Below are 23,496 nucleotides of genomic sequence, written 5' to 3'. Positions count from 1 at the left end.
GCTGAGCCTGTCACGGCGCACCGACACAGCGGTGGGCCTGCGCCCTCGGCACTCAGCCCTGCTCGTCCCCCCGCTGCGGCACCAGCCGCCGGGTGTGGGGCTGCACGACCTGGTTGCCGTGGGCACCGGTCACCGGCTGCGGCGTGGGGCGCTCCATGTCCCGCAGCTCGTGGTGCAGGGTGCGGTGGGCCGGCTGCCAGATCTTGGCCTTCACCAGCGCCTTCTGCCACCAGGCGAGATCGTCGTATCCGCGCACTTTCCTGCTGCTCACCGGTACCTCCGTGGAGTCGTCTCGTTCGGGCCCGCTGCCATCCTCTCACCTCGGGGCGGCCATACTGCACCCCGTGGGTGCGGTCGTGCAGGGGTTCGGGCTGATCGGCGTCGTCGTCGCCATCGGCTGGTTCGTCGCGCACACGGGCCTCTTCGGCGAGGCCGAGCAGCGGATGCTGGCCAAGCTCACCTTCTGGATCGGCTCGCCCGCCCTGCTCTTCCTCGTGGTGTCGCGGGCGGAAACTCACGTGATCTTCTCGGGATACCTGGCCGCGACGGTGTCGGGAGTGGTCCTGGCCAGCGCCGTCTACATCCTGCTCGCGCGGCTGATCTGGCGGCGCGGGGCGGCGCACCTGTTCATGGGCGGGATGACCGTCTCCTACGTCAACGCCAACAATCTCGGCCTACCGATCGCCGCCTACGTCCTCGGCGACGCCTCGCTCGCCGCACCGATCCTGCTCTTCCAACTCCTGGTGCTGCAGCCGTTCTGGTTGGCGGCGCTGGACCTCTCCGGGGGTTCCCGCGAGTCCCTCGTCCGTATGCTGATCCGCCCGTTGGCCAATCCGCTCACCGTGGGATCGGTGCTGGGCCTGGTGGTCGGCCTGGCCGACATCCGGCTGCCCGGCTTTGTGCTGGACCCGATCGAGCTGATCTCGGGCATCGCGATCCCGAGCATGCTGTTGGCTTTCGGCATCTCGCTGCGGCTCTCACCCCGCCCGGGCGCGGGAGGGACCGGGCCCGAGCTGGCCCTGGTCGTGGCGTCCAAACTGGCTCTGATGCCGTTGTTCACCGCGCTCGTCGGCCACTATCTGCTGGGGCTGAACCACACCGAGTTGATGGCGGCCACGGTCATCGCCGCGCTGCCGACCGCCCAGAACGTCTTCGTCCTGGCCATCACCTACGGTCGCGCCGTCGGGATCGCGCGCGACGGCGTCTTCCTGACGACCGTGCTGGCGATGCCCGCGATGTTGGGTACCGTCTGGCTACTGGGCTGACGCCTTGCCCGGTTGGCGACCCGGGGAGGTGGACGTGAAGCCACGCATCAGGACGCACTGGGCGCTGCGCCGATTGTCGGCGGTGGGTGCCGTCGTCGTCCTCGCCGGGTGCGCACCTTCCACCTCCGAGGTCCTCGCGCTCCCCGAGGGGGAGGAGGCCGCAGTCTGCACTCCGGCGGATGCGGAGGGGCGGGCCACCGTGGGCGCGGACTTCGTCACGAACACCGGTGGCGAGGAGGTGACCGTGACTGATGTCAGGCTCGTCGATCCGCAGGGTCTCTCGGTCGGCAGGTGGACTCTGGAGGCCGCGGGCACCGAGACGACGGGAGCCGCGCTGGGCTGGGAACCAGTGTCCGGTCAGTGGGCCGACGGAGCGATGGGACCGGGGGAAACCCGTCACCTGGTGCTCGGCCTCCAACTCGAGGCCGAGGCGCTGAGCGCCGAGGGGACCGCTCCTGGGGCGGAACTCAGTTACGTGACGGCGGGCGGACGGGAGGGAACCCTGCTGACAGCCGTCGCACTGACGGTCATGCCCGGAGCATCGACGCCATGTGGCTGAGCCTCGGCCGAGCGACGCGTACCGTTGCCCTATGAAGGGCGGCAGGTGGCTATGCGGGTGAGCGAGTTCTGGCAGTTGATGGACCAGGAGTTCGGCCCCGCCTACGCCCGGACCCTCGCGTCCGGGCACGCCCTGCACGCGCTCGGGGACCGCACGGTCGTAGCGGCCATCGACGACGGCGTCCCCGTGCGCACCGTCTGGACCGCGCTGTGCGACGACCTCCAGATCCCCGAGGACCGGCGGTTCCTGGCCGACCGGAAGAAGGGGCGCAGCCGCGCCTGATCGGCGAGCACACTGCATACTGGCCACACAGTCTCGACGAGGAGGACGCCAGCATGGGTGAGGTCAAGCGGGTCGGCACGGGGGAGCACGCGGTGCTCTGCCTGCACGGATGGTTCGGGTCGGCCGACGGGTGGGGCTACCTGCCCGAGGTGGTCGACGGCGCCACCTACACCTACTACTTCCCCGAGATGCGCGGTTATGGTGCGCGACAGGGGGAGACCGGGGAGTTCACCATGGCCGAGTACGCCTCGGACGCCCTCGCGGCCGCCGACGAGCTGGGCCTGCAGGCCTTCTCCGTGGTCGGCCACTCCATGGGCGGCAAGGCCGCGGCGTCCCTACTCCAGCAGGCCGGCGACCGGGTGCGCGCCCTGGTCGGCATCAGCCCCGTCTCGCCCGCCGCCATGCCCTTGGACGAGGACGGCCAGGGCCTGTTCTTCGGTGCGCCGGACGACCCGGAGAAGCGCCGCGCGATCATCGACTTCACCACCGGCAACCGCAACTCCGGGGCCTGGCTCGACTCGATGCGCGACTTCTCCACCAGCACCTCCGACGTCGCGGCCTTCGCCGGCGCCGTCCAGTCCTGGGTGAACGACGACTACACCGACGGCATCGGCAGCCCCTCCACACCGATCGCGGTCATCGTCGGGGAGCACGACCCCGCGCTGTCGGCCGAGGCGATGCGGCAGACGTGGCAGCAGCAGTACTCCGGCGTCGAACTGGTTGAGCTGCCTGCCTGCGGCCACTACGCCATGCACGAGGTCCCGGTCGCGCTGGCGACCGCGATCGAGTCGTTCCTGGCCGAGAAGTGACCTGACCGGCACGTGAGGCTGCCCGCCGCCGACCGGGTCCCCGCGGAGGGGACCGCGGTCGTGCACGACCCCCAGACGTATGTCGAGGGGGCGCCGCTGCAGGTGCTGTCCCGGTTGCGGGAGGCGGACCCTGGTGTCGTGTGGGTGGCCGAGCCGCCCGGCCCCGGGTTCGCCGGTGGGCCGGGCTACTGGCTGGTGCTGCGGCATACGGACGTGCAGTCGGTGCTCAAGGACCCGGCGACGTTCTCCTCCCACGCGGGCGCCACCCAGGTGCGCGACCCTGCCACCCCGGGCGACCTGGCGTACGTGCAGCGGATGATGCTCAACCAGGACCCGCCGGAGCACACCCGGCTGCGGCGCCCGCTCCAGCGATCGTTCAGCGCCCGGGCCGTCACGCGGCTCGAGGAGCAGATCGCCGGGCACGTGAGCGCGATCCTGGACCGGGCGCTGACCGAGCCGGGGCAGGTGCTGGACTTTGCCAAGGACATCGCCGCCGACCTGCCGCTGCTCACCCTGGCCGACGTCCTGGGGGTGCCGCCGCAGGACCGGATGTTGCTCTTCGACTGGTCCAACCGGGTGATCGGCTTCCAGGACCCCGACTACGCCACGAGTGCCGCATTCGACCCTGCGACGGGCACCGACCTGGCGCGCGAGGCGATCGCGCTGCGGCCCGAGCCCGACGCCGACGGCCGGATGCCCGACCCACGGTCCCGGGAGGGGATGCCCGACCTCTACCGGTACGCGCACCTGCTGGGGGAGCGGAAGCGGGAGGATCCGGGTGAGGACGTCATGTCGATCATGCTCGGCCAGGCCGACGCGATCAGCGTCGAGGAGTTCGAGAACACGTTCTGGCTGTTCGCCGTCGCGGGCAACGAGACCCTGCGCAACGGCCTGCCCGGCGGCATGCACGCCCTGCTGACCCACCCGGACACCCAACGGCTCCTGCGGGCGGAACCGGACCGCATACCGGCTGCCGTCGAGGAGATGCTGCGCTGGTGGACCCCGGTCATGGTGTTCCGGCGCACGGCGACCCGGGACGCGTCGGTGGGGGAGCAGCCGGTCGCGGCCGGCGACAAGGTCGTGGTGAGCTTCCTGTCCGCCAACCGTGACCCGCGGGTATTCGAGGACCCGGAGCACTTCGACGTGACGCGCGCGGCGCGGGACCACCTGGTCTTCGGCCACGGGCCGCACTTCTGCCTGGGCGCCCACCTGGCGCGGGTGCAGATGCGCACGATGTTCGGCCAGTTGCTGGCCCGCACTACGTGGCTGGAGCCCGCCGGGGAGCCGGCGCTCCTGCGCTCCTCGTTCCAGCGGGGGATCAAGCGTCTGCCGCTGCGCTGGAGGTAGCCAAAACCGGTTTATCGGCGTCGGTGGCGCCGTCTAACCTGGTGAGGCTATGCACGATTTCCCACCCGACATCTCGGCCTACACCGAGGCGTCCCGCCAGCGTCCTGACACGCGATCCCCCAACCGCTTCCTGTGGTGGCTGATCCGGCAGCAGGGCGACCTGGTGCTGGCCGCCTCGGTGACAATGCTGTTCTGGGTGCTGCCCACCGCGCTGACGCCCTGGATCTTCGGTCGGGTCATCGACGACGGCATCCTCGCGGGCAGCCCGGGCACGGTCGCCGTGTACGCCCTGGCGCTACTGGCGGTCACCCTGCTGGGGGCCGGGGCCGGTGTCGTGTCGCACACCGTGATCGTGCGGTCCTGGTTGATCGCCGGCTACGGCACCACCCGTCTGGTCGGGAACAAGGCGGTCCAACTCGGGCACGTGCTGACCCGGCGCAGCCCCACGGGTGAGGTGCTCAGCGTCTCCGGCAGCGACGGCGACCAGTTCGGCGGGTTCCTGGAGATCTTCTCCCGGGCGGCCGCCAACCTCGTCGCCTACCTGCTGGTGGCGGCCATCGTGCTGCAGATCAACCTTGAGCTGGGTCTGGTCGTGCTCCTCGTCGCCCCGCTGCTGGTGCTGGTCAGCGCCCCGCTGCTGCGGCCGCTGAGCAACGCCCAGATGCGGGAGCGCTCCCGCGACTCGACGCTCACCTCGCGGGCGACCGACATCGTCGGCGGGCTCCGGATCCTGCGCGGCATCGGCGGCGAGCGGATCTTCGGGGACGGGTATGCCGCGTCCTCCCAGCGGGTCCGCGTCGCCGGGGTGCAGGCCGGCGCGTGGACGGCGGTCGTCGAGGCCGTCGGGGTGCTGCTGTCCGGCCTGTTCGTCGTGTCGCTGATGTGGCTCGGCGTGCGGCAGGTGCAGGCCGGCGACCTGAGGGTGGGTGAGCTGGTGACCTTCCTGGGCTACGCGCTGTTCCTGGTGCAGCCCATCCGCACGTTCTTCGAGTTCGCGCAGAAGTACACCCGCACCCGCGTCTCGGCGCGCAAGGCGGTCGGTGTGCTCGGTCAGCCCGCTCCCTGGCCGGAGAGCCACTCGGGCCGGGAGGGTGCTCAGGGTGCTGACGGGCGGGAGGGTGCGCTGCCGCGCACTCCCGAGGCCGAGCTGTATGACGAGGTGTCAGGGCTCCGGGTCCGTCCCGGAAGGCTGACCATGGTGGTCAGCGGCCGGCCCGACGACAGCGCCGCGCTCGCCGACCGGCTGGGCCGGTACCTGCCCGGCGACACCGACCCGGTGCCGCTGGATGGCGGCGAGGAGATCGGTGGGGGCCGGGTGTCCCGCCGGGCGATGGCCCGGGCTGAGCAGCAGCGACGGGACGTGCAGGAACGCGACCTGGCCACGGCCCGCCAGCGCTGGGGCGTCAGCCTCGGCGGTGTCGACCTGGCCGAGGTGCCGATCGGCGAGGTGCGCCGCACCATCATGGTCAGCGACACCGGCGCGCAGGTCTTCGCCGGCACCCTGCAACAGGCGATCGACCCGCACGGCAGGCTGGCCCGGCAGGACGCGGAGCGGGCCCTGCACGCGGCCGCCGCCGAGGACGTCTACGACGTGCTGCCCGGTGGGTGGCAGGGAGTGCTTGAGGAGCGTGGGAGGGGGCTGTCCGGGGGGCAGCGGCAGCGTCTGGTGCTCGCCCGCGCGCTGGCGACCGACGCCACCATCCTGGTCCTCGTCGAGCCGACCTCGGCCGTGGACGCCCACACCGAGGCGATGATCGCCGAGCGGCTGCCCGACGCCCGGTCCGGGCGGACGACCGTCGTGATGACCGCCTCGCCGTTGCTGCTGCATCACGCCGACGAGGTGGTCCTGCTGGAGGACGGCGTGGCGACCGAGGTCGGGACGCACGCGGAGTTGGTCCGCCGGAGCACGGCATACCGGCGTGTGGTGCTGCGCGGTGGCGAGGCCGAGCCGTGGGTCCCCGCCGGGGCCGAGCAGTCGGCACGCTCCCATCCGGAGGACCCGGGTGACACCCCGGCGGACGAGGAGAGGGACGGCCGGGAGAAGCCCGGCATCGAACTGGCAGACATGGTGGAGAGGAGGCACTCGTGAGCACTTCGACGGAGCCCGGGCAGACCGGTCTGCGGGACTCGGCCGACACCTGGCTGGAGGGCGGTGACCGCGAGCCGGCCATCCCCGACGCGCTGCGCCCGCCGGTTGGTGCCGGACTACGGGAGCGGAACCGCGCGCTCTGGCAACGGCACGGCATACGGCGGGAGCGTGCCCAGGCACACATGGCCCAGGCGTTCGACCCCGAGCGCGGCCTCCCGGTGGCCCGGCGGGGCACGGTCCTGGGCTACCTCGGAGGGCTGCTTCGCCGACGCGGGCTCCTGGTCGCCCTGGTCGTCCTGGCCAACGCGCTCACCGCCGTCGCCGGACTCCTCGTGCCGATGCTGCTCGGCAGGCTGGTGGACGCCACCGCCGAGGGCGGCGCCGACCTCATGGACACCGCCAACTGGCTCGTGGTGCTGGTCACCGCCGTGCTGCTCACCCAGGCGGCGATGATGTTCCTTGCCCGCTGGAGCGGTGCGGTGCTCGGCCAGGGGGTGCTCGCGGAGGCTCGCGAACACGTGATCCGCGCGGTGCTGCGCCTGCCGCTGGGGCGGGTGGAGAGCGCCAGCACGGGCGACCTGGTGACCCGGGTGACCCGCGACGTCGGCGCGATGAGCCGGAGCGTGCGTTTCGCGTTGCCGGAGTTCATCATCGGCACGGTCACCGTCCTGTTGACGCTGGTCGCCATGTTTGTGAACAGCTGGTTCCTGACCCTGCCGGTGCTGATGCTGGTGTCCTTGTCGGTCATCCAGATCCGGCGCTACCTGCGGGAGGCGCCGGCCGGCTACCTCACCGAGGGTGCGACGTACTCGCGGATCAACACCACGCTGACCGAGACCGTCGAGGGTGCCCGCACCGTGGAGGCGCTGGGTCTGGAGCCGGTCCGCCGGCAGGCCGCCGCCGACGACATCGAGGTCTCCTCGCAGGCCGAGCGCTATGGACTGGCCCTGCGGAACCTGCTCTTCGGCGTGATGGACACGGCCTTCAGCCTGCCCCGGGTCGTCACCCTCGTGCTGGGTGCCTGGGGCTACAGCCAGGGGTGGCTGTCGCTGGGGCAGATCACCGCCGCGATGCTCTACGTCGAGCAGTTCTACGCACCGTTCGACCGGCTGGTGGGCACCATCGACGAGCTCCAGGTCGGTGTGGCCTCCACCACGCGTCTGCTGGGCATCGCCGAGGTCCCGGCCGACCGGACGCCGGGGGAGGCGCTGCCCGCCGGGCGCGACCTGCGCGGTCGGGACCTGCGCTATGCCTACCGCGAGGACCATGACGTGCTGCACGGCATCGACCTGGAACTCCGGTCCGGGGAGCGGCTGGCGATCGTCGGGCCCTCCGGATCCGGGAAGTCGACGTTGGGCCGACTCCTCGGCGGCATCCACGCGCCGCGCACCGGGTCGGTGCAGGTCGGCGGGGTCGAGCTGACGAAGCTGCCGCTCCAGGCGCTGCGCGCCGAGGTGGCTCTGGTCACCCAGGAGCACCACGTATTCCGCGGCAGCGTCCGGGACAACGTGGTGCTGGCCCGGGACGGATCGCCCGATGAGGCCGTGGCACGTGCCCTGCGGACGGTCGATGCGTGGGACTGGGTCTCGGCGCTCCCCGAAGGCCTGGACACCGAACTGGGCTCCGGCAACCTGGCGCTCACCCCCGCGCAGGCCCAGCAGATCGCCCTGGCGCGGTTGATCCTGGCGGACCCGCACACGCTCGTCCTGGACGAGGCGACGTCTCTGATCGACCCGCGGACGGCGCGGCATCTTGAGGGTTCGATGAGCGCGCTGCTGACGGGCCGGACTGTCGTGGCGATTGCGCACCGGCTGCACACGGCCCACGACGCCGACCGCATTGCCGTCGTGATCGATGGTCGGGTGGCCGAGCTCGGGAGCCACGACGAGTTGATCGCCGCCGATGGGGAGTATGCCGCGCTCTGGCGCGCCTGGACGTCCTAGCTTGTGCGCGGGTGTGGATAGCACTGGTGTATGTCAGACGTGTGTTCTATAGTGGGTGTATCGAGTTGATCGATCGTCCCAGCAGGTGGAGGGGAGGGTCGGAGTATGCCGAGAGGGGGTGTGCGAGGTGACTGTCGTCCAGGACGAGAGCCAGTGGGGGTACCGGCGTGGGGGCTACCGGCCCGGCTGGGACTGGTCGACTCTCACCGATCCCGATGGAACCGTCCTGGATGTGGCGGCGGGGGCCGAGCACCTGGCGTCGGTCAGGCCGGCCCCCGCCGAGCCCTTGTCGCTGTCCGCGGTGCAGTCGGCCGCCCAACGGTTCGAGGCGCTGAATCGCGGAGTGCGGGCCTGGTCGCCGCCTGACGAACAGCACGTGGCCGTCGCGCATGCTGCCGCCCGGGCAGTGCTGGTGCTCCTCGACGAGAGCCCGCCCGCCAGCAGCGAGCAGGCGGTGGACCGGGGCGACGTCAGTCCCGGAGCGGCTCCCGCGCCGATGGAGGCGCCCGCGCCGATGGAGGCGGATGACGCCGTCGACCGTCTGGTCGAGGCACTCACCGACTGCCGCTTCCCCGAGCACGTGGTGGAGCACCTCGTGGCGCTGGTGCCGGTGCTGGCCGGCGGAGCTGCGGCGGAGTGCCCCGCAGGGGGTCGGCCTAGCGCCCCAAGGGCGCCGGCCATGGGTGACGACGAATCCGCGGAGTTCCACGACACCGCGGAGACCTCCAACACCGCGGGTGCCCACGCGGCCTCCGCCGAGCCGGCAGTCAGCCGGGCCACGGACGACGAACTCGTGGATGCCGTCGAGGCGCTCGTCGTCGTCCAGCGGTGGGCTGATGCGATGCTCGGCGGCGTTGTCGCCGACGTCGCTGCCGCGACTGGCGAGGAGTTGCTTGCTCGCGACTCGCACAGCAGCCCCGAAGAGCTCTCCATGACCAAACGCCAGAGGTGGCGCGCCAAGACGAAGTCCATCGTCGCGCACGAGTTGCAGATCGCCACGGGGTGGGGCATCCAGGACTGTCACGACCGCGTGGGCTTCGCCCTGGGGCCGCGCCTGGCCACCACCGTGCCGTGGAAGGCATGGGCTGCCGGGGAAGTCCAGTGGAACCAGGTCCGGGCATGGTGGTCGAGCTGTCGCGAGATGCCGGTCGAAGTGGCTGCCCAGGTTGCGGCACGCACTTTCGGGCCGGACAGCGACCGTGCTCGCTCCGCACGCCGTGGCACGGTCGATCCCGACGATATGGCGAGGGCCGGGTTCGGTGAGACCAAGGACACGCTGGCCCGCCTGGTCGCAGCGCTGCTCGGTGAGGACCCCAAGGAGGCTCGGCAGCGACGGCAGGCCGCCGTAGCCCGCCGAGGTGCATGGGCCGAGGTCGACGACGACGGGACGGGTTGCCTGACGATCACCGGTCGGACCAGCTCGATCGTTGCGGCGATGGACCGTATCGACCGTGCGGCCCGGGCCCTGCGGGCTGCGGGCGACCCCCGTACCCTGTCGCAGCTGCGGGCCGACCTTGCCCTGGCGCTGTTGGTCCACGGCACGACCGACCCCGCCGCCGGAGATGGGAAGTCCTTGGAGGTAGCGCCCGAGCAGGACCTCGACAGCCAGCCGGACGCGGCCGCCGACTCCGCTAAGGGAGCCACAGGTACGGACGTCGCAGGTGACGAAGCAGCAGGTGAAGACGCCGCCGACGAGACTCCCGCTGCTGAGGACATCGCTGGCGAGGATGCAGGCACCGGCCCCGGATGCACCGACTCGGGCGGATGCGCAGCGAGTGACGACGACAGCAATGAGGGTGAGTCGCCTGGGGCGCCTCCAGGCGACGGACTCGTCGGCGGGCTCGATGAGGATCTGGTGCGAGTGCTCGAGGGGAAGCCGCGGGTGAACCTCGAGGTGATCGTCCCGCTCGACGTCCTGCTCAACGCCGACTCGGTCGGCGTCGGGATGATCCCTGGCCACGGGTACCTGTCCGCGGAGCATGTCAGGGCCCTAGCCGTCGCCTCCGGTGGCGTGCTGCACCGGCTGGTCACCGACCCGTTGGACGGGCGGTTGATCGAGCGGTCCAAGACCGCGTACCGCCCCGACCCGGACATGTGGGCCCACGTGGTCGCCGCGGACCGGCGCTGCCGGGCTCCGGGATGCAACGTCCCCGCGAAGGACTGCGAGTTCGACCACGAAGTGGCCCACTCCGAGGGTGGGGAGACGAGCGTCGCGAACGGCAGTGCCAAGCACAAGCCGCACCACCAGCTCAAGACGTGGGGTGTCTGGCAGAGCGCGCTGGATGCGACACGGCGAATGACGTGGACGACGCTGTTCGGGCGGTGCTACGTCACGCGAGCCTTCGACTACCGGACCCTGACCCATCCCTGGACGCAGACCAGGCCAGGGACTCACGCGGAGGCTCAGCCAGGGCCGCAGACCCACCCCTCGACCGCAACTGGAGGAGGCCCATCAGGTCCTGACCGTGAGGCGGAGGAGCGGTGGGAGCAGGCCGTCGCGGGGGACGCCGACCTGCAGGATCGGCTGATCTATGCGGCTCTGGCGCACCGGGACCGGAGTGGGCGCCTGGCCGACCTTGATGACAGTCCCGACCCGGAGGACCGAGAGATCGGCGGAGCGTGGCTGCACCGGCAAGCGCCGATCCGTCTGCGGCACCACAGCCGGCGGGGGCAGCGGCGCCGCGGCCCCGCGCCGGACCAGCCCACCCCCGAGGACATCCTCGGCGTCGTCCACGACGAGCCCGGTGTGTCGTCCGGGGAGGTCGTGACCCCGGACGTCGAAGAGCCGCCGTTCTGATCCCGCCCGCAAGGGCACCAGCGTCAGCGACCCTGCCAGTCCGGTTTGCGCCCCTCGTTGAACGCCGCGTGGAACTCCGCGTGGTCGGCGGAGGTCATCAGCAGGGCCTGGGTCATGGCGTCGAGCTCCATGGCAGAGCCGATCGGCATGTCGAGCTCCCGCGTGATGAGGGACTTGGTCTGGGCGTAGGCCAGCGTCGGCCCGGTCGCCAGCCGCTGCGCGAGCGCCCCCACCTCCGCATCGAGATCCTCGTTGGAGACCAGCTTGCTCACTAGCCCGTAGCGGTCGGCAGTCTGCGCATCGATAGTGTCGCCGAGCATCAACAGCTCGGTGGCCCGGCCGTAGCCAACCGCACGGGGGAGCAGGTAGGCCGCGCCCATGTCGCCACCCGACAGGCCCACCTTGGTGAACAGGAAGGCGAACCGTCCCGTCTCGGTCACGACGCGGAAGTCGGACGCGAGGGCCAGGACCGACCCGGCGCCCGCGGCGATGCCCTGGATGGCGGCGATGATCGGCACAGGACACTCCCGCATCGCGCGGATCACCTCGCCGGTCATCCTGGTGAAGCCGATCAGGTCCTTGGGATCCATCTGGATCAGCTCGCCGATGATCTCGTTGACGTCGCCCCCGGCGCAGAACGCCTTGCCCTCACCGCGCAGCACCAGCACCTTGATGTCTTCCCGGTGCGGGATCTCGTGGAGCAGGTCGCGCAGGTCGGCGTAGCTCTCGAAGGTGAGCGGGTTCAGCTTCTCCGGCCGGTTCAGGGTGACGGTCGCCACGCCATCGGCCACCGAGAAGTCGAAGTTGTCCCACTGCTCGGTCAGGGCTGCCGAAGACCGGTACCTCGTGGTCACGATGTGCTCCCTCGGTCGTGGTTCTTGATGAGGTGACGGGCGATGATCGTACGTTGGACCTCGGAGGCGCCCTCGTAGATCCGGGGCGCGCGGACATCGCGGTAGAGGTGCTCGAGCAGATGGCCCCGCTGGAGGGCCCGGGCACCGTGCAGTTGGACCGCCTGGTCCACGACCCATTGGGCGTTCTCGGTCGCGAAGAGTTTGGCCATGGCGGCCATCGCCGATACCTCCCGCGGGGGCAGGCCGTCGTCGTAGGCCCGCGCGGCCCGGTGGACCAGCAGCCGGGCCGCGTCGGTGCGCGTCGCCATCTCGGCCAGCACGTGCTGGACGGACTGTTGGTCACTGAGCGTGGCGCCATAGATCTGCCGACCGGTCGCCCAGGTGAGCGCCTGGTCCAGAGCCGCATGCGACATACCGACCGCGAACGCGCCCACGCTCGGCCGGAACAGGTCCAGCGTCCGCATCGCGACGGCAAACCCGCCGCCCACCTCACCGAGCACGTCGCCGGGGCCAACCCGCACCCCATCGAAGTCGAGCCGCCCGATCGCGTGGGGGGAGAGCATGTCGAGCGGCTCGCCGGACAGTCCCGCGGCGGCACCGTCGACCACGTATGCCGTGACCCCCTTGGCGCCGGTGTCGGGACCCGTGCGGGCGAAGACCGTGTAGACGTCGGCGTCGGGCGCGTTGGAGATCCACGTCTTCGTGCCGTGCAGGGTCCACCCGTCCCCATCGGGTCGTGCCTCCAGGAAGAGGGCCGCGGCGTCGGAGCCTGCGCCAGGCTCGGACAGCGCGAAGGCGGCGACGACGTCGCCGGAGACCACCCCGGGGATCCAGCGTTCCACCTGCTCCGGTGATGCGGACTGCAGGATCGGGTAGCTGCCCAGCCCTTGCAGCGCCAGAGCGGTCTCGGCGGCGGTGTCTACCCGCGCCAGGGACTCGCGGAGCAGGCACAGCTGCAGGGCAGCGGCGTCGGAGGGAATGGCACCGGAGGGAACGGCACCGGAGGGAACGGCCTCGGCCTCGCCGCCGAACAGTTTGCGCAGCAGCCCGGCCCGCCCCAGGCCGGCGACGAGGGCACGGTCCACCCGTCCCTCGGCGGGCGGGTCCACCGCCCCGGCCGCGGCATCGGCGCGCTCGGCCACCAACCGGGCCGCGACCGCGTCGACCTCCTCGACGAACCGGACCTCGTCCTCGCTGAGCGTCGCGGTCTCCCGCGCCGAGCGGGTCATCGCGCCGCCTCCGCCGTGGCGTCACTGGCATGCGGTCGCCAACGGTCGTGCCGGGTCGTGGGTGTCCCCTCCCGGACCAGGTCCAGACGCGGCTTGGGGCCGTCGGTGCGCCCGGTCTGCGGACGGCGCCGACCCGCCTGCCAGGGCAGCGGCCAGGTGACGCCCGGCCCCGCATAGTCCTGCTCGGCCGCCGCGTGCAGCGTCCAGTTCGGGTCATAGAGGTGCACCCGGCCGAGCGCGCAGAGGTCGGCCCGACCCGCGAGGACCAACGAGTTCACGTCGTCCCAGGAGGAGATGACTCCGACCGCGATGGTCGGGATCCCCGTGCGGTTGCGGATCGCGTCGGAGAACGGCGTCTGGTAGGACCGCCCGAAGGCCGGGCGCTCCTCGGGGGTGACCTGGCCGGACGAGACGTCGACGGCAGCGGCGCCCGCGTCGGCGAAGGCCTGCGCGATCTGTACGGCGTCCTCGGTGTCGATTCCCCCCTCGACCCAGTCGGTGGCCGAGATCCGCACGGTCATCGGCTTGGACTCCGGCCAGACCTCGCGGACCGCGGCGAACACCTCGAGCGGGTAGCGCAGCCGCGCGGCCAGGTCGCCGCCGTACTCGTCGGAGCGGTGGTTGGTCACCGGGGAGATGAAGCTGGACAGCAGGTAGCCGTGCGCGCAGTGCAGCTCCACCAGGTCGAAGCCGGCCTCGTCGGCGTGCCGCGCCGCGGTCACGAACTCCTCACGGATCTCGGCCATCTGCGCGACGGTGAGCTCGGCCGGCACCTGGTTCACCCCCTCGCGGTAGGGCAGCGGGGAGGGTGCCACGACGGGCCAGTTCCCCTCGGGCAGCGGCTCGTCAATGCCCTCCCACATCAGCTTGGTGGAGCCCTTGCGGCCGGAGTGGCCCAGCTGGGCACCGATCCGGGCGGGGGACTGGGCGTGCACGAAGTCGGTGACCCGGCGCCAGGCCGCCACCTGCTCCTCGTTCCACAGGCCGGTGCACCCCGGCGTGATCCGCCCGTTGGGGGAGACGCAGACCATCTCGGTCATCACCAGGCCCGCCCCGCCCATCGCCTTGCCGCCGAGGTGGGAGAGGTGGAAGTCATCGGGTATGCCGTCCGTCGCCACATACATGTCCATCGCCGAGACGACGACCCGGTTGACCAGCTCCAACGGGCCCAGTCGGTAGGGGGTGAACATCGGCGGGGTGCCGCGCTCCACGGGCACCCCGAGGTCGGCGGAGACCCGCTCGGTGAACCAGTCCTCGACCTCGGCCGACGAACTCCGGGTCGCGGACCCGCAGGTTGTCATGGGTCACCCGCCGGCTGCGGGTCATGATGTTGAATGCGAACTGCTCCGGGGCCTGGTGGGTGTACTGCCCCAGGTTCTCAAACCACTCCAGGCTGGCCTGGGCCGCGCGCTGCGTCGACTCCACGACCGGCTTGCGCTCCTCCTCGTAGGCGGCCAGCGCGCTGTCCAGGTCGGGGTGCTCGTGCAGGCAGGCGGCCAGGGCGAGGGAGTCCTCCATGGCGAGCTTGGTGCCCGAGCCGATGGAGAAGTGGGCGGTGTGCGCGGCGTCGCCCAGGATCACGACGTTGTCGTGGCGCCAGGTCTCGTTGCGGATCGTGGTGAACCCGATCCAGCGCGAGTTGTTGGCCATCACCTCGTGGCCCTCGAGCACGTCGGCGAAGAGCTCCCTGACCCGCTCGATCGCCGGCTCGTCGGACTCCCCGGGGGCCCAGTCCCGGTCCGCCGAAACGTCGAACCCGGCCGCTCGCCATACGTCCTCGTGCATCTCCACGATGAAGGTGCTGCCGTGGGCGTCGAAGGGGTACCCGTGGATCTGCATCACGCCGAACGGCGTCTCGCGGACGAAGAACTTGAAGGCGTCGAAGACCTTGTCGGTGCCCAGCCACATGTACTTGCAGGCGCGCTCATCCATCGTGGGGCGGAAGGTGTCGGCGAACCGGCGGCGGACCGCGGAGTTCAAGCCATCCGCGGCCAGCACCAGGTCGTGCGTCGCCGCGAGCTCGGCGACCTCGGGTGCCTCGGTGCGGAAGTGCAGGGTCACCCCGAGTTCGCGGCACCGGGCCTGCAGGATCTGCAGTAGGCGCTTGCGGCTCATGGCGGCGAATCCGTTGCCCCCCGAGGTGAAGACGTGGTCCCGGTAGTGCACGTCGATGTCGTCCCACCGGGCGAACTCGCGCTCCATCTGACGGTAGATCTCGGGGTCCGCCAGCTCGATCCCACCCAGCGTCTCGTCGGAGAAGACGACGCCGAAGCCGAAGGTATCGTCGTCGGCGTTGCGCTCCCACACCGTGATCTCATGGGTCGGGTCGAGCTGCTTGGCCAGCGCGGCGAAGTACAGGCCGCCGGGCCCACCACCGATGACTGCCATCCGCACGGGTTTCCTCCAGGGGGCTCGGGGTCGGTCTCAGAGTATGGCGAGGTTGCGACGACCGTCAACAGGGCGACATGTATGCCGTGGTGCGGCGACGCACGTGAGGCGTCAGGGCGGCGGGTCTCCGCGGAGGGCGCGGGCGAGGTCTGCGGGCCACGGACTGGCCGAGCCCGTGGCGGGATCGACGTTGACGCAGGTCATCGCGCCACGTGCGGCCGGGCCGTGTCCGTCACGGGTCACCTCGAAGCCGTACCGCAGCGAGCTGCCGCCGACCCGGTCGACCCACAGGTTGACGGTGACCCGGTCCCGGAAGTAGAGCCGGTCCAGGTAGTCGACCTCGTAGCGCACCCGCGGCACGGTCGGCACCAGGTCGGGGACGCCGAGTTGGTCCAGCAACTCGGCCTCGGCGGCCTCGACCCAGCGGATCAGGCTGGAGTGGTGGTAGTGGCCTGCCGCGTCCGTGTCGATCCAGTCGACCGGGCGCCCGATGCGGACCGAGGGGGCCCGTGTCATCGACGCGGGCTGTCGGGTTGCCGCAGCCGGTAGCGCTGCACCTTGCCCGTGGAGGTCCGGGGGAGCTCGGTCGACGAACTCCACCCGACGGGGGTACTTGTAGGGGGCAATCTGCTGCTTCGCGTGGTCCTGCAGCTCCGTGCGCAGGGCGTCGGGGTCCCGAGCTGCCGCCGCGGCGGCGTCCTCGGTCAGCACCACGTACGCCGTCACGACCGAGCCCCGGCTCTCATCCGGCATTCCGACGACCGCGACCTCGAGCACCGACGGGTGACCCATCAGGGCCTCCTCGACCTCGGGTGCGGCGATGTTGTAGCCCGAGGAGATGATCATGTCGTCGCTGCGGGCCTGGTACCAGAAGTAGCCGTCCGCATCGCGCACGAAGGTGTCGCCGGTGACGTTCCAGCCGTCCTGGACGTAGACGCCCTGCCGGTCGTCGGCCAGGTAGCGGCACCCGGTCGGTCCCTTCACGGCGAGCCGGCCGGGGGTGCCGTCGGGTGCGGGTTGCCCCAGCGGGTCCAGGATCATCGCGCGATAGCCGGGGACGGGCCTGCCCGGTGGCTCCCGGCCGGATGTCGGCGTCGGCCGCGGAGATGAAGATGTGCAGCATCTCGGTCGACCCGATCCCGTCGATGATGGATAGGCCGGTCTGCGCCCGGAACGCCTCCCAGGTGCTGGCGGGCAGGTGCTCGCCGGCAGAGACCGCGCGGCGCAGGCCGCGCAGGGCAGGCGCCTTGTCCGAGGCCAGCATGGCCCGGTATGCCGTCGGGGCGGTGAAGCAGACCGTGACCCCGTGCTCCTGGATCAGGTCCGCGAGGCCGGCGGGCGTGGTCTTCTCGATGAGCAGGCTGGCGGCGCCGACCCGCATGGGGAAGACGACCAGGCCGCCGAGGCCGAAGGTGAAGGCGAGCGGCGGGGTGCCGGTGAACACGTCCTCGGCGACCGGCTTGAGCACCTCGGCGGAGAAGGTGTCGGCGTTGGCCAGGATGTCCCGATGGAAGTGCATCGTGGCCTTGGGTCGCCCCGTGGTCCCCGAGGTGAAGGCGAGGGTGCACACATCGTCGGCCGCCGTGTCCACGGGCTGGAACGACGCAGACTGGTCCGCCACCCGGGCGGCCAGATCCGCCTCGCCCTCCCCGGCATACTCCACGATCCGCAGGCCCGGGATGCCGGCGGACCGGAGGTCGTCCACGAAGCGGTGGTCGCACAGCGCCAGGTCGAACCGGCCGATCTCGCCCATCACCTGGAGCTCGCGTGGGCGCAGCAGCGGCATCGTGGGGATGACCACGGCGCCGGCCCGCAGCACCGCGAACCAGCACGCCACGAGCCAGGGGTTGTTGGGACCGCGCAGCATGACGCGGTTGCCCGGGACGATGCCGAGGTCGTCGACCAGGTGGTTGGCGATCCGGTTCGCCGAGTCGAGCAGCTCCTGGTAGGTCCAGCGCTCGCCCTCCGGGGTGAGGAGGCAGGTGCGGTCGCCGCCGTGCTCCTCGATCACCTTGTCCAACAGCTCGACCCCGCAGTTGAGGCGCTCGGGGTACTGCACGCCCGGGATCTCGAAGAGGAATTCCGGCCACTGCTCTTGCGGTGGGAGGTTGTCCCGGCAGAAGGTGTCGACGTGAGCGGAGCGGGACAACTGCATCGCGTGGCCTCTTCGGGTCGGTGACCGGGACTCCTCCTAGTATGCTTCCCTCATTACGACAGTCAAGAGTTCGCGATAGGAGCGGCCCGTGTCGGACCTCATCGACGACGGTGGTGCGCCCACGTCGGTCCGCCCCCGGGCCCACATCGTCACGATCTACGGGCTGTTCGCCCGGGACGCCGGCGGGTGGCTGTCGGTCAGCTCGCTGATCCGGATGATGGGCCAGCTGGGGGTCGACGAACCGGCCGTCCGCTCCTCGATCTCCCGGCTCAAGCGCCGGGGCCTGCTGGAGGCGCAGCGCCGGGAGAACGTCGCCGGCTATGCCCTGTCCGCGCTCGCCCGGGAGGTGCTCGACGAGGGGGACCGGCGGATCTTCGGCCGGACCCGGGCCACGTTGGGCGACGGGTGGGTGATGGCGGTCTTCAGCGTGCCGGAATCCGAGCGGCAGAAGCGGCACACGCTGCGCTCGCGGTTGGCCTGGCTGGGCTACGGGACCGTCGGGCCGGGGGTGTGGATCGCGCCGGGGCACCTCGCCGAGGAGACCCAGGCGGTGCTGGAACGACTGGACCTGGCGGAGTACGTCGACCTGTTCCATGCCGACTACCTGGGGTTCCGCGACATCGCGGGGGAGGCCGCGACCTGGTGGGACCTGGACGGGCTGGACGTGCTCTACCGGGAGTTCAACGACACCTTCGCCCCGGTCCTGGCCCGGTGGGAGTCGACCCAGGGCCCCGACGACGAGGGCCAGGCGTTCGCCGACCACGTGCCGCTCGTCACGACCTGGCGGCGCCTGCCGTTCCTGGACCCCGGCCTGGCGCCCGAGCTGCTGCCTGAGGACTGGACGGGGGCGCGGGCCGCCGAGACGTTCCTGCGCCTGCATGCCCGCCTCCAGGAGCCGGCACAGCGGTTCGTCGCCTCCCTCACCTAGTTTCGTAGCGAGATTGCAGCGCGTACCCGCACTTTCGTAGCGGGATTGCTAGCCGACGCCGAGCAGGGCGCGGGCCCGGGCACCGTCGGAGCGGAAGTCCGTCACCGTGGTGTCCAGCACGATGCGGCCCTTGTCCATGACGGCCACCCGGTCGGCCACCGAGAACGCCAGGTGCAGGTCCTGCTCGACCAGCAGGATCGACAGACCCTCCGAGAGCAGGTCCTGGACGACCTCGCCGACCTGGCGCACCACGGAGGGGGCGAGCCCGTCGGAGGGTTCGTCGAGCAGCAGCATGCGGGGATTGGTGAGCAGGGCCCGCGCGATCGCCAACATCTGCTGCTCGCCGCCGGAGAGCTGGTCGCCCCGGTTGCGCAGCCGCTCCCCGAGCCGGGGGAGCAGCTCCAGGATCCGGTCGCGGGTCCACGGCCGCTCGGCCGCGGCAGTCCCCGCAGGGCGCCGCGCCGTGATCCGGCGCCCCTGGTCCTCGGCGAGGCGCAGGTGCTCGGCCACGGTGAGCGGGGCAAACATCCGCCGCCCCTGAGGGACCAACCCGACCCCCGCCCGGGCGATGGCATCCACCCGGTCGCCCGCGACGTCCACCCCGTCGAGGTGGACCGACCCGGCATACGGCTTGACCAGGCCCATGATGGTGCTGATGAGGGTGGACTTGCCGACCCCGTTGCGGCCGAGCAGGGCCACCACCTGACCGGCCGGCACCGCCAGGTCCACCCCGTGCAGCACGGTCGAGCCGGCGTAGCCGGACCGCAGCCCGGCTACCTCCAGGAATGCTCGTTCACTCATCGGTCACCGCCGGGTCCTTCGGTGGGCTGGTCGGCCTGCTGGCCGCTCGTCAGGTCGCTCTGCAGGTCCTCGGGGAACAGCTCGTCGGTGTCGGCATTGCCCAGGTAGGCCTCCTGCACGGCGTCGCTCGCCCGGACCTCGGCCGGGTCGCCGGTCATCAGGTGCCTGCCCAGGTGCAGCACGCTGACCCGGTCGGCCAGTCCGAAGACGAGGTCGAGGTCGTGCTCGACCAGCAGCACCGTGACGGTGTCGGGGAGCCCGAGGATCAGCTCGGTCAGCCGGTGGGTCTCGGCCGGTGACATGCCAGCCGCGGGCTCGTCGAGCATCACCACGCTGGGGTGACAGGCCAGCGCGACGGCGACCTCCAACTGGCGCCGCTCCCCGTGCGACAGGGAGCCCGCCGTGGCGCGGTGCCGGTCATCCAACCCCACCTGGCGCAGCAGGCCGTGCGCCTCCTCGAGCAGCTCGGGGCGGCGGGAGACGGGTCGGAACATGCCCCAGGACGTGCCGGCCCGCCGCTGCGCGGCGAGCACGATGTTCTCCAGCACGGTGCCCCGCAGGAACAGCGAGGAGTGCTGGAAGGTGCGCACCAGTCCCTCCCGCACACGCTCGTGCTCCCGCAGCCCGGTCACGTCGCGGCCGGCGAGGACCACCCGCCCCGCGGTGGCCCGCCGCGTGCCGGCGATGAGCGCGAACAGCGTCGACTTTCCGGCGCCGTTGGGTCCGATGATCGCGTGGCGGCTGCCCGGGGAGACCTGGAGGCTCACCTCGTCGACCGCCTTGAGGTGGCCGAAGTGCTGGGAGACTCCCTCGAGCTCCAGTGCCGGGATGTGGGTGGCGTTCATGCGTCCGTTGCCTTCGGTGCGATGCCGGCGGGTTCGGCGCCCTCGGCACCCTCGGTCGGGCCACCCCGGCGGGGCAGCTGGAAGCCTGCGACCCCGCGCGGCAGGGCGTAGACGGCGAGCACGAACAGGATGCCCAGGAGCAGCTCGCCGTGGCCGGCGACCATGCCGCCCAGGTAGTCGCGCACCCAGATACACAGACCCGCGCCGAGCACCGCGCCCCACATGGAGCCGACTCCGCCGATGATGACCGCGAGCAGGGCCAGGGCCGCCACGCCGAAGCCCATGTCGCCGGGGGAGACGAAGCGCTGCACCGAGGTCCAGAGCGACCCGGCGGCCCCTGCGAGGGTGCCGGCGATGATGTAGGCGGCCAGGGCATACCGGCGGGTGGGGTAGCCGACCGCCCGCAGCCGCGCCTCGTTGTCCCGCAGCCCGCGCAGCGCGAGACCGAACGGGGAGCGCAGCAGCAGGGCCACGAGGCCGTAGAGGACCAGGAAGCAGCCCAGCACGTAGTAGTAGACGAGGCCGTCGTTCGTCAGGGGCTCCAGACCCGGCAGCGGGACGACCGGTGGGATGCCACGAAACCCGTCGGTGCCGTTGGTGATGCCGTCCATCCGGCCGGCGGCGCTGTAGGCGATCTCGCCGATGGCCAGGGTGATCATCAGGAACGGCACACCCCGGGCACGCACCGCGACCGGGCCGGTGACCGCCGCGGCGACCGCACCGGCCAGCGCGCACAGCAGCAGTTGGACCGGCCCCACCGCGGTCAGCTGGGTCGAGACAATCGCTCCCGTGTAGGCGCCGACCCCGAAGTAGGCGGCCTGCCCCAGCGTGGGCAGACCGGTGATGCCGGTGAGCAGGTTCACGCTCATCGCCAGCAACCCGAAGACCAGGATCCGGGACACCGTGGAGATCGTGTAGGCGCTGAGGTACCACGGGAGGGCGAGGAGCACGACGAGCACGGCCAGCCCCACGGCATACGGGATCAGGCGGGTGCGCTCGCCGGTGAGCACCCGCGGGGTCGAGGCGGCGGCGTTCACTGTGCCACCGCCTTGCGGCCCAGGCCCTCGGGCTTCCAGACGAGGACGACGAGCATCGCCCCGAACAGCAGGAAGGCCGAGTAGGTCGGCATGACCGCCACGCCGAGGGTCTGCACCTGACCGATGACCAGGGCCCCGATCAGGGCGCCGCGCACCGAGCCGAGGCCCCCGATCACGACGACGACGAGCGAGAGGACGAGGACGTTCTCGTCCACGCCCGGGCCGGGGGCGATGATCGGCGCCCCGAGCACCCCGCCCACCGCGGCGAGCGCCGCTCCGAAGCCGAACACCCCGAAGAGGACCTTGCGGGTGTCGACGCCCATCGCCCGCACCATGTCGCGGTCGGCCACCGTGGCCCGCACCAGGGCGCCGAGCGAGCTGCGTTCGAACACCACGTAGCAGAGCACGGCGAGCAGACCGGCGATCCCGATGAAGACCAGTCGGTAGAGCGGGTAGGAGTGGCCCAGCAGCGTCAGGGTCCCGGCCAGCGCGTCCGGCGGCCGGGTCGGCAGGACCTGGGACCCGAACGCGGCGAACAGCAACTCGGCGACGATGAATGAGACGCCCAGGGTGAGCACCGCCTGGTCCAGGTGGCCGCGCGCGGCCAGCGGCTGGCTCAGCCCGGCGAGGACGAACCCGCCGAGCACCCCCACCACGATGCCGGCGAGGACGGCCAGGAGCAGGCCCAGCAGGGTGCCGTCGGACAGGGTGTATGCCGTGTAGGCGCCCAGCAGGTAGAGCGTGCCGTGGGCCAGGTTGAGCACGTCCATCATCCCGAAGACGAGGGACAGGCCGACGGCCAGGGTGAACAGCAACAGCCCGTAGGCCACGCCGTCCACCATGCTGATGACGTTGGCGTCGAACCAGCTCAGCACGGGGTCAGGGTCCTCGTCGTCGTCGGGTCAGGAGTGTGGTGGCGGGGGAGGTGTCGGATCAGTCGTCCCCGAGGACGCCCAGGTCCTGAATGACGACGTTGCGCAGCTCGCCGTCCACCTCCTGGACCTCCCGCAGGTACCACATCTGGACCGGGGTGCCGTTGTCGTTGAACTCCCAGCTGCCGCGCGGGCTGTCGATGGTGCCGACCTCGCCGATGGCGGCGTTCAACGACTCGGAGGACAGGTCGTCGCCGGCGGCCTCGATGGCCTTGTCGAGCACCGCCGCAGCGTCGTAGGACGCCGTCGCGTAGGTGGTCGGCAGCATCCCGGTCTTCTCCTCGTAGTCCTCGACGAACGTCTGGTTGATCTCGTTGTCCAGGTCGGCTGAGTAGTTCATCGCCGTGAAGGTGCCCAGTGCCGAGTCGCCCTGGCCGTCGAGCACGCTGCCCTCGGTGAGGAATCCCGCGGAGTAGTGGGTGATGTTGCCGGCGAGCCCGAACTGGTCGTACTGCTTGACGAACTCCACGGCCGCGCCGCCGGCGTAGAAGGTGAAGACCGCCTCGGCGCCCGAGCTCTGCAGGTTGGACAGGAACGGCTGGAAGTTGGAGGTGTCCGGGAACGGGGTGTAGACCTCGTCGGCGACCTCGCCGCCCGCGGGCTCGAAGGTCTCCTTGAAGCCGGTGACCTCGTCCAGGCCGGCCTGGTAGTCGGCGGCCAACAGGTAGACCGGGCCGTCCTCGGTCTCGGCGGCGTATCCGCCGAGGGCCTTGCCCGGCTCGTCGTTGACGTAGGAGGTGCGCCAGATGTACTCGACGTCCTCCAGCGTGGTGGGGGAGGCGTTGGAGCCCACGAGCGGCACGCCCTCGGACTCGAAGAGGTCGACGATCCCGTTGAGCACCGCGGAGTTCACCACGCCGGTGACCGCGAGCACGCCGTCCTGCTTGACCAGCTTGTCGGCGGCCGCCTTGCCGCTGTCGCCGGTTTCCCCCTCGTCCGCCAGCACGACCTGCACCTCGCGCCCGCCCAGCATGTTGTCATGCTGCTCGAGGTAGACCTCGAACCCCGCCTTCATGTCGTCCCCGAGTGCCTTGTAGACCCCGGACTGGGGGACCAGCAGGCCGATCTTGACCGGGCCGTCACCGACCTCGTCGTCACCCCCGAGGCTGCCCCCGCCACCGCACGCGGCGAGCAGGAGGGCGCCACCCGAGACGGTGGCGGCTGCGGTGAGTCGGCGGCTGATGGAGCGTCGGGCGGTCATGTCGGGTCCCTCCGGTTCAGTGGCATCGGCGTCCG

Annotated in this window: 21 protein-coding genes; 9 read left to right on the top strand and 12 right to left on the bottom strand. The window is 71.3% G+C overall.

Going from position 1 to position 23,496, the window contains the following annotated elements; genetic code table 11:
* Positions 1-52: 52 nt before the first annotated feature.
* A complete protein-coding gene (locus AC1QRC_RS14580) occupies positions 53-271 on the bottom strand; it encodes a hypothetical protein (RefSeq protein ID WP_484203996.1) in 219 nt (72 codons plus the stop codon).
* A 73-nt stretch (positions 272-344) separates the two neighbouring features.
* Here AC1QRC_RS14580 and AC1QRC_RS14575 point away from each other — a divergent pair, with 73 nt between their 5' ends.
* The 8 genes from AC1QRC_RS14575 (at position 345) to AC1QRC_RS14540 (ending at position 11,091) form a co-directional block, all read left to right on the top strand.
* A complete protein-coding gene (locus tag AC1QRC_RS14575) occupies positions 345-1,265 on the top strand; it encodes an AEC family transporter (RefSeq protein ID WP_484203995.1) in 921 nt (306 codons plus the stop codon).
* Between the two features lie 34 nt (positions 1,266-1,299).
* A complete protein-coding gene (locus AC1QRC_RS14570) occupies positions 1,300-1,824 on the top strand; it encodes a hypothetical protein (protein ID WP_484203994.1) in 525 nt (174 codons plus the stop codon).
* 51 nt (positions 1,825-1,875) lie between these two features.
* Entirely contained in the window at positions 1,876-2,106 is a 231-nt protein-coding gene (locus tag AC1QRC_RS14565; protein ID WP_484206656.1) for a DUF3046 domain-containing protein, read from the top strand.
* 53 nt (positions 2,107-2,159) lie between these two features.
* The gene (locus AC1QRC_RS14560; protein ID WP_484203993.1) at positions 2,160-2,915 is read left to right on the top strand and encodes an alpha/beta fold hydrolase; all 756 of its coding nucleotides are present in this window, start codon (positions 2,160-2,162) and stop codon (positions 2,913-2,915) included.
* Between the two features lie 12 nt (positions 2,916-2,927).
* Complete coding sequence (locus AC1QRC_RS14555; protein ID WP_484203992.1) at positions 2,928-4,262, top strand: cytochrome P450; 1,335 nt, start codon at positions 2,928-2,930, stop codon at positions 4,260-4,262.
* Positions 4,263-4,311: 49 nt separating this feature from the next.
* Complete coding sequence (locus tag AC1QRC_RS14550) at positions 4,312-6,351, top strand: ABC transporter transmembrane domain-containing protein (protein WP_484203991.1); 2,040 nt, start codon at positions 4,312-4,314, stop codon at positions 6,349-6,351.
* A 182-nt stretch (positions 6,352-6,533) separates the two neighbouring features.
* The gene (locus AC1QRC_RS14545; protein WP_484206655.1) at positions 6,534-8,294 is read left to right on the top strand and encodes an ABC transporter ATP-binding protein; all 1,761 of its coding nucleotides are present in this window, start codon (positions 6,534-6,536) and stop codon (positions 8,292-8,294) included.
* Positions 8,295-8,379: 85 nt separating this feature from the next.
* On the top strand, positions 8,380-11,091 hold the full coding sequence (locus AC1QRC_RS14540; RefSeq protein ID WP_484203990.1) for an HNH endonuclease signature motif containing protein: 2,712 nt from the start codon (positions 8,380-8,382) through the stop codon (positions 11,089-11,091).
* Positions 11,092-11,114: 23 nt separating this feature from the next.
* Here the strand turns inward: AC1QRC_RS14540 and AC1QRC_RS14535 are convergent, their stop codons facing one another.
* The 6 genes from AC1QRC_RS14535 to AC1QRC_RS14510 form a co-directional block, all read right to left on the bottom strand.
* The gene (locus AC1QRC_RS14535) at positions 11,115-11,945 is read right to left on the bottom strand and encodes an enoyl-CoA hydratase family protein (RefSeq protein ID WP_484203989.1); all 831 of its coding nucleotides are present in this window, start codon (positions 11,943-11,945) and stop codon (positions 11,115-11,117) included.
* A complete protein-coding gene (locus tag AC1QRC_RS14530) occupies positions 11,942-13,174 on the bottom strand; it encodes an acyl-CoA dehydrogenase family protein (RefSeq protein WP_484203988.1) in 1,233 nt (410 codons plus the stop codon). The genes AC1QRC_RS14535 and AC1QRC_RS14530 overlap by 4 nt, the downstream gene beginning before the upstream one ends.
* Positions 13,171-14,304, bottom strand: coding sequence for an oxidoreductase (locus tag AC1QRC_RS14525; protein ID WP_484206654.1), 1,134 nt, complete (start codon positions 14,302-14,304; stop codon positions 13,171-13,173). Before AC1QRC_RS14525 ends, AC1QRC_RS14530 begins: the two co-directional genes overlap by 4 nt.
* On the bottom strand, positions 14,267-15,562 hold the full coding sequence (locus AC1QRC_RS14520; RefSeq protein ID WP_484203987.1) for an FAD-dependent monooxygenase: 1,296 nt from the start codon (positions 15,560-15,562) through the stop codon (positions 14,267-14,269). Before AC1QRC_RS14520 ends, AC1QRC_RS14525 begins: the two co-directional genes overlap by 38 nt.
* A gap of 111 nt (positions 15,563-15,673) precedes the next feature.
* Positions 15,674-16,408 carry an acyl-CoA thioesterase gene (locus AC1QRC_RS14515; RefSeq protein ID WP_484203986.1) on the bottom strand — a complete coding sequence of 245 codons (735 nt, stop codon included), beginning with the start codon at positions 16,406-16,408 and terminating at the stop codon, positions 15,674-15,676.
* Positions 16,305-17,717 carry an AMP-binding protein gene (locus AC1QRC_RS14510; RefSeq protein ID WP_484203985.1) on the bottom strand — a complete coding sequence of 471 codons (1,413 nt, stop codon included), beginning with the start codon at positions 17,715-17,717 and terminating at the stop codon, positions 16,305-16,307. Before AC1QRC_RS14510 ends, AC1QRC_RS14515 begins: the two co-directional genes overlap by 104 nt.
* 88 nt (positions 17,718-17,805) lie before the next feature.
* Between AC1QRC_RS14510 and AC1QRC_RS14505 the strand changes: the two genes are divergently transcribed.
* A complete protein-coding gene (locus AC1QRC_RS14505; protein ID WP_484203984.1) occupies positions 17,806-18,645 on the top strand; it encodes a PaaX family transcriptional regulator in 840 nt (279 codons plus the stop codon).
* A 48-nt stretch (positions 18,646-18,693) separates the two neighbouring features.
* Here the strand turns inward: AC1QRC_RS14505 and AC1QRC_RS14500 are convergent, their stop codons facing one another.
* Genes AC1QRC_RS14500 through AC1QRC_RS14480 form a run of 5 tightly spaced genes read right to left on the bottom strand, consistent with a single transcriptional unit; the run spans position 18,694 to position 23,461 of the window.
* On the bottom strand, positions 18,694-19,446 hold the full coding sequence (locus AC1QRC_RS14500) for an ABC transporter ATP-binding protein (RefSeq protein ID WP_484203983.1): 753 nt from the start codon (positions 19,444-19,446) through the stop codon (positions 18,694-18,696).
* Positions 19,443-20,291: an ABC transporter ATP-binding protein gene (locus AC1QRC_RS14495; protein WP_484203982.1), complete on the bottom strand. Its 849-nt coding sequence runs from the start codon at positions 20,289-20,291 to the stop codon at positions 19,443-19,445. The genes AC1QRC_RS14500 and AC1QRC_RS14495 overlap by 4 nt, the downstream gene beginning before the upstream one ends.
* Positions 20,288-21,328: a branched-chain amino acid ABC transporter permease gene (locus AC1QRC_RS14490; RefSeq protein WP_484203981.1), complete on the bottom strand. Its 1,041-nt coding sequence runs from the start codon at positions 21,326-21,328 to the stop codon at positions 20,288-20,290. Before AC1QRC_RS14490 ends, AC1QRC_RS14495 begins: the two co-directional genes overlap by 4 nt.
* Positions 21,325-22,203, bottom strand: a complete 879-nt coding sequence (locus AC1QRC_RS14485; protein ID WP_484203980.1) for a branched-chain amino acid ABC transporter permease — start codon at positions 22,201-22,203, stop codon at positions 21,325-21,327. The genes AC1QRC_RS14490 and AC1QRC_RS14485 overlap by 4 nt, the downstream gene beginning before the upstream one ends.
* A 58-nt stretch (positions 22,204-22,261) precedes the next feature.
* Positions 22,262-23,461, bottom strand: coding sequence for an ABC transporter substrate-binding protein (locus tag AC1QRC_RS14480; RefSeq protein ID WP_484203979.1), 1,200 nt, complete (start codon positions 23,459-23,461; stop codon positions 22,262-22,264).
* Positions 23,462-23,496: the final 35 nt, after the last annotated feature.

The sequence above is a fragment of the Ornithinicoccus sp. genome, from assembly GCF_057176825.1.
The sequence above is the reverse complement of the archived record's forward strand: the minus strand, read 5'-3'. Positions and strand labels throughout refer to the sequence as shown.